Source organism: Pedobacter sp. 01T416_2 (assembly GCF_056398925.1).
Map to the genome: position 1 here is coordinate 1 of NZ_JBFTQI010000287.1, position 6,745 is coordinate 6,745.

Genomic DNA, 6,745 nt, shown 5'->3' on the forward strand with positions numbered 1-6,745 from the left:
GTGTTCGCCAATGAAAGATCAATCGGAATATTATATATTTTCAATTGGCCATAAAAGGTTACATTATTTAACAGGTTTTTGCCATTGGCCGGGTTCTGCGTTTTGATATATTGTGTTGCATTTTCTACTGATACATCGTTAAACTGTATTTTGGCACCTTTTTTCAGCGTGTCTTTTTTTAACAGTTTAGCAATATCAGATTGTTTTACACGCTCATCCGCTTGCGTTAATATTGATTTTTTGGTCACCTGTATTTTCCCCATTGCCACTGAATCGAGCTTAGAGAATTTCTTTTTTGCCGATTTCAAGCTATCTGTAACCAGTTCTTTTGTTTTAACATATTGCGAAGAAACACTCGCAGATTGTATCTTAACATTTTTTTTCAGGCTATCCTTACTCAGCAACCCGGCCGACTGCCCGGTTAGTGCGCCTACTTGTAACTTTAATGATTTTTTAGTCTCCTGGATTTTTTGCATAGCCGGCGAATCTAGCTTGGACAACTTCTTCTTGCCTGATTTCAGACTGTCTATAACAGTCTGCCCTGCTGAAGGAAGTTGCGCGAGAAGCTGCACTGAATGCAGGCAAAAAAATACCAGCACAGTAGCTGTTATTACGGCTTTGTTCATACATTAAATTTAGCATAGCTCTTTATCAAAGGCTTTTCCCTGCATTTAGGGTAAGACAGAAATAGACATTAATAAAGCGTTATTTAGTTTGTTTGGGAGTTTGAGAACTCAATTTCGAATATCATTAAAAAAATAGCTGTAAAAAAGCCGACTAAGCTCGATTTCCACAAACAGTACCTTTCAAATGACGAAAGTGACCTAATGTTTGATGAAACTGCCAATATTCAATCCTTATGGTTTCAAAAATCTGGTTAATCTTCTTCCTATTGATCCCATATAATGTGTCTGTAAACTTGATAATCATCATTTTTTTAATTTCTTTGTTTGTTTTTTGTGGATTTAGCCGTTGGCCTTGGTTGTTTGACACTAGTACCATTTAACTGTTGCATTTTCATAGCCTTAATTTCCTTGCCCTGTTCAATCAGATGGAGCGTGAGTTCTTCGATCTTTTTGAGTAAGAGTTTGTTCATCTCGCCCAGTTCAATTCCATTCTTTTCTGCTTCACTGGCCGAAGGAATCTCGGGTAGGTGTTTATATTTTTTTATGTATGATTCTAGTTCTGATAGCGAAAGATTTTGGTAGTCGGGTTCAAACACGTAATCAGGCGTTTGCTGTCCATTCACCCTGATTTCGTTTGCCTTAATGCGCCCATTCACAGTAAGCTTATCTTCAGGATTAAAAGTACCAATCCCAACATTCCCTACAGGATCAATAACCATTCTAACATTTGGCTGCGCACCATTAGAAGTGGCAAAAAGTAGCCTGGCGCGGGCATCATTGGTAGCATCATCCATAAGTTGAGCACCTATATAAGCCATCCCCTTATTAAATTGTGCATTTTTAGCAACCCAGCTTATGCTCCCAGCAGATGAGCCACTTAAAGTTGAATTGTTACTGAGTATGAGATGGGACTGGCTGTTGAATTCCGTATTTGGGTTCAATATTTCAAAAACTTTATTGTTCCCTCCGTGGAAGTAACTCTGTGGATTACCGACATTAAGTCCAAGGTTTCCAGAAGGAATGTCCATTGCCAAAAAATAAGTGCCAGATAGCGGTCCACCGAGGTAAATTCTCTTGGTGKAAGTGGCGTTGTAAACCGAAGAAGCATTGTAACCGCCAACAAAAATTGCCTCCGGATCCCAGCCTGCATAGGTACCGATAAGCTGATTTACAAAATCTCCCTGTTTGCTAATAAGCACATTATCGTACGCGTCTTTGATGGTTACTCCTGTAGTAATGATCGGAGCCTGTGCACGCAATTGCCATGCACAACTAAAGGTTATTATCAGATAAATTAAATACTTCTTCATTTTCCTTTAGATTGTCTTGCTAATATTTGTTTAACTTGTTCTTGTAATGCTGAAAGCATTTCACGTTGATCCGTTGTATTCTTTTTAAGTATATTAATATCTGCCAGTTGTGCAGCTAAAGCTTTATTCTTTTCTATCAGATGCAGCGTAAGTTCTTCGATCTTTTTGAGTAGAATTTTGTTAATCTCACCAAGTTCAATTCCATTCTTTTCTGCCTCTCTGGCCGAAGGAACCTCAGGTAGGTGTTTGTACACTTGTATAAATTTTTCAAGCTCAGGTAAGGGTAGCAGCTCATATTTTGGCGCAAAAACATAATCAGGCATTGCATCAACATCAACCCTGATCTCTCTTGCCCTGATCTTTCCGTTTACTGTTAGTTTCTCGGCGGGCAGATCAGTCCCTATACCTACACTCCCATCCATCACGTTCAGGTTGCCAACATAAGTATGGGCATTGTCTCTTATCGTATTAAAGATGGTCACTATGGCACCGTTATCATTCAAGTTGTCGTCACTGATAGAACCGAGTTCCAATGAGCCTGCTAAAAAGTTGCTCACTTTAAAAACCCCCAGATCTGCACCTATTGCCGCTTTTACCCATATTTGGCTTTCTCCTCCAAAATTTAATAGTGCAAACTGCGGTTGCAGCCATGCTGCATAGCCCATACTATGATGCTCCTGAATAGAAAAATTCTGTGAATTGATAAACTGGATCCTACCCGATACCAATGAAGGCTTATGTGCTGTGGTATGTTTATAGGTGTACTCAAATTCGCTATGCAAACCACCAACTTTAGCCACCAGATACCATTTTCCATCGGCAGGTAAACTGAACTGCTGGGCAGATAAGTTCATACCGCTAAAGAGCACTAAGATTAAAATGTATAAATGTTTCATTTGATCTTTCCTTTAAGTTCGGATATTTCCTTTTGCTGCCTGACCAATACTTCGGCCTGCTCGTTCATTTTGCGTTCGTGTTCGATCAGGTGCAGGGTAAGCTCTTCAATTTTCTTAAGTAAGATTTTGTTCATCTCACCAACGGCCATTCCGTCACGCTCTAATTCTTTTGCAGAAGGTACTTCAGGAAGGTGTTTGTTCAAACGGATGTATTTTTCAACCTCGGCAAGTGAAAGTTTCTGATAGGTTTCTTCAAAAACATAATCAGGTGCACCCTGTCCATCTACGCGTATTTCGCGGGCCTTGACCGTACCGTTAACCGAAAGTTTTTCGGTGGGATTGCTTACTCCTATACCAACATTCCCCGCACTGTTCCAAATGCCACCGGGAAACTTGATGTTAGGAGCCCCAAACCCACCATCATAACCCAGCTCAATTGTCCCATTGCCCACACGGATAAAATCTACCCTTGATCCAGAATCATGAAAACCGATGGTAGAATAATCCTGACCATTGAGCAGTAAGGTGGTTTTACTGGCCCAATCGCTACTTACTGGGGAAGAATTCGCCAGCACATTCCCCAAGCTCAAATAGCCATCTGTATTATGAATAATGCTATTGCTACCCAATACCATAGCACCACCATGTATATGTAACCTTGCACCTGCATATGCCGTGCCAGTACCGATGCCGATATTTCCATCAGGACTAATGGAAAGCCCATTAGACAATTGATTGTTGGAATAAAGCGCCAGACCATTATAAGTAGTAATCAGTGCCGTACCATTATGATCATCTCCTGTTATCGAAAACCTACCTCCCCATATGTCGAGCTTCTCACGCGGACTAACACTTCCTATACCAATATAACCGTTTTGGCTCATCACCATATTAGGCGTATTTCCCATTTGTTTCGATAGAAAACCAAGCGAGCGAGAATTTCCTTCTAATTGAAGGGAAAACTTTTCATCACCTAAAGCGCCCATATTAAGCCCTGAACCCGATTCATTCTGGGCAAATACAATGGCATTTCTGGCACCCGAACCAAAGCTCCATGCATCATTCAGATCCTGAAAACGACCTGTAAGCATAAATGTAGTGCGACCATAATCTGTTGCATTATTGGTTAGAAGAATGCGGGCATTAGCATCAAACCAGGAGTCTCCTTTTACCTGAAAATGACCAGCAGGGCTTAAAGTATTTACTCCTGCAGGGCCAGAGCCTGGAAAAGTGTTTTGAGCATATGCCTGATGTGAAAAGGCAACCATTAGCGCAAACATTGAAGCTATGCGAGATGTGAATTTCATTTCTTAAAGGATTTTAGTGTTTTCTCCAATTCAGTGATCTTTAAACGTTGGGCATCCAATAAGTCTCCCCGTTTTTCATTTAGCTTGTGCTCTTCAATGAYATACAAGGTGAGTTCTTCAATTTTTTTGAGTAGCAGTTTATTCATTTCTCCCAGTTCCAATCCATTCTTTTCAGCTTCAATAGCACTCGGTATTTCGGGCAGGTGTTTGTTCTTTTTAATATAACTTTCCAACTCCTCCAACGTTCCAACCTCATACCCCTCTTCAAAAACGTAATCAGGCATATCATGTGCATCAACGCGGATTTCAAGGGCTTTGATTTTGCCGTTAACCGCTAATTTTTCTGTTGGATTTAGGGTATTAATACCAACGTTGCCATTGCCCACTATTACAATATCATCGCCATAAAACCATTCGACAGGTTTACCATTTTTACTAAATGACCTACGCGTTCCCAAAATCATTTTGCCTGTAGCATCGCCATTGTTACTATTTCCCGCTACTGTAATAATCCTTCCCTGGCCCCAGGGATTACTTCCATCAACCGAAGCAGGCACAACAAATTCTATCTGTGCACCTCTATCGGCTATTCTACCGCCTGTATTCGCCTGCACAATTAAGCCAGTACCAGCAAACTGATAGTTATTACCACCATCTGTTGTCGCATAGGCGCCATTGAGATGTAGTAAACCCAATGGATTAACAGTGCCAATACCTACCTTACCTACGTTGAAATAACTTGGAATGATACTGTTATTGGCAAGCTGGATGACTGGATCTCCCCCACTATTTGCATTTGTAATTCTTAAGCCATTACTAAAGCGATGAGTGGCCCACCCATCATTCAGGTCAACAATATCCCCATCATCAGCTAGTTTTATCCCACCTCCTGTAATATTACCTGTTGATACCATTAAATTCCCCGAAACAGAGAGATCACCGCCCGCTATCTCTAATTTTGACGTTGGGTTGGCTGTACCAATCCCAACAAAGCGGTTATCTGCACGGATATGAAAAATGTCGTTATATTGAACATTGTTATACTGATTGCTTATAGTAAAGTCATTTCCAGAGTAATCGGTATAGCCCAATGCCCAGTTTCCGTTATAATCTCCACTGGAGGGATCGTTTTTGGCAAGGCGTAACCCTGCCCAGCCATTTGGTTTTACAATCAATAAGCCCTCGCCCCATGCAGCATATTTAGCCAGTATTTTCACATTATCCTCGAAGATACCGGTACCATTTACATGCAACCTGGCATTAGCGTTCATGGTGCCAAGCCCAAGGTTACCTGCCCCATCCAAATGAAAGCGGGGAATACCCTGCGTAAATAGTTTTATCCCCTGAAATCCTGATAAATAAGCATAGGGAGGAACACCATTTTCTTCGCCATACCAACCTAAACCGTAATGAGATACATCTTTACCTAAGTAATTAAATCGATCCGGAGGATTGTAAGCCACTGCAGGTATATGCACACCTGCCTCAAAGGTTTGAGCAAAGCAAAAAATGTGGATATGGATCAAAAAAATGATTGACAAAAAACTTTTAAGCTGTTTGCCAGAAAAAGTACAGAAACGGGTTTGGTTCATCATTATTTTTATTTTTTCGCTTTTATACCATAGTACAAACAACTGCAACATTCAACATAAACTGACTGTGCATTACTACCCATTACATAAGAAAATATTTACTATAGGCCGACTCATTTTTATACGTTTAATGATCGATCTATCCAGTAATTAGTTTGTTTGTGGTGGAGCTTGAGAACTCCGGATCGAAGATGATAGAAAAAAAAGAGATTTTATATAGCTAAGCGCTTCCATTACACGTAAGTGGTATTATGATACCACGAATACGATAAAATGTATGATGAAACCTCTTTTTTTGTCAATCGTAGCCTACAGATTATTATATTTGAACTTTAAAGTGCTCTCTATATGAAATTTAACTGTATTGCGGTCGATGACGATCCCGCAAACCTTGAACTACTATGTGATTATCTCACGACCCTTGACGATTATGAACTTTTAGAAAGTTTTACCGACCCCATTAAAGCAATGAACCACATTATTTCAGGAGATAATCTTGATATTGTTTTTATGGATATCGAAATGCCAGGCCTTTCGGGAATAGATTTAGCAAAGATTATCCGCAATAAAACAAGAAACCTGATTTTTACAACAGCCCATTCCAGATATGCACTGGATGCATTTGAAATCGAGGCTGATGCTTTTCTCCTCAAACCTTTCTCTCTTGGCCATTTTGCTACAGTACTGCATAAATTACAAAGCAGACGTATTCTCCCGATCCAGGAAAAGAAAAAAGTTGATGATCAGTACTTCTTTATTAAAAGTAAAAATGATAAGTCAAAATTGGTAAAAATCAGGTTTGATGAAATTATAGCAATTGAAAGTATTCAGAATTACATTTCAATATATACTACTCAGAAAACTGTTGTCGCGCATATAACCCTTACAAAAATTAAAGAAATACTTAAGAATAACAATTCATTTATTCAGATTCACAGATCTTTTATTATTTCGAGAAACTATTTAGAGGAAATAGAGAACAACCTGGTACGGATGAAAAACGATCTATTGCTA

At 39.7% G+C, this 6,745-nt stretch carries 6 protein-coding genes; 1 reads left to right on the top strand and 5 read right to left on the bottom strand.

Going from position 1 to position 6,745, the window contains the following annotated elements; translation table 11 throughout:
* The 5 genes from AC1DPQ_RS13490 to AC1DPQ_RS13510 all read right to left on the bottom strand — a co-directional run.
* The coding region (locus AC1DPQ_RS13490; protein WP_477609717.1) for a hypothetical protein at nt 1-626 on the bottom strand (626 nt) is incomplete at its 3' end.
* Nucleotides 627-937: 311 nt separating this feature from the next.
* The gene (locus AC1DPQ_RS13495) at nt 938-1,936 is read right to left on the bottom strand and encodes a hypothetical protein (RefSeq protein ID WP_477609719.1); all 999 of its coding nucleotides are present in this window, start codon (nt 1,934-1,936) and stop codon (nt 938-940) included.
* Nucleotides 1,933-2,832, bottom strand: a complete 900-nt coding sequence (locus tag AC1DPQ_RS13500; RefSeq protein ID WP_477609721.1) for a hypothetical protein — start codon at nt 2,830-2,832, stop codon at nt 1,933-1,935. The genes AC1DPQ_RS13495 and AC1DPQ_RS13500 overlap by 4 nt, the downstream gene beginning before the upstream one ends.
* Nucleotides 2,829-4,139, bottom strand: coding sequence for a hypothetical protein (locus tag AC1DPQ_RS13505; protein ID WP_477583396.1), 1,311 nt, complete (start codon nt 4,137-4,139; stop codon nt 2,829-2,831). The genes AC1DPQ_RS13500 and AC1DPQ_RS13505 overlap by 4 nt, the downstream gene beginning before the upstream one ends.
* Nucleotides 4,136-5,734 (bottom strand): hypothetical protein, encoded by a 1,599-nt coding sequence (locus AC1DPQ_RS13510; RefSeq protein WP_477609723.1) that lies wholly within the window; start codon nt 5,732-5,734, stop codon nt 4,136-4,138. The genes AC1DPQ_RS13505 and AC1DPQ_RS13510 overlap by 4 nt, the downstream gene beginning before the upstream one ends.
* Nucleotides 5,735-6,079: 345 nt before the next feature.
* Here AC1DPQ_RS13510 and AC1DPQ_RS13515 point away from each other — a divergent pair.
* The coding region (locus AC1DPQ_RS13515) for a LytR/AlgR family response regulator transcription factor (protein ID WP_477609725.1) at nt 6,080-6,745 on the top strand (666 nt) is incomplete at its 3' end.

What these genes read in the sequence shown, in the direction of transcription:
- AC1DPQ_RS13500 (WP_477609721.1), bottom strand. Translation starts at nt 2,832, where the DNA reads ATGAAACATTTATACATTTTAATCTTAGTGCTCTTTAGCGGTATGAAC.
- AC1DPQ_RS13505 (WP_477583396.1), bottom strand. Translation starts at nt 4,139, where the DNA reads ATGAAATTCACATCTCGCATAGCTTCAATGTTTGCGCTAATGGTTGCC.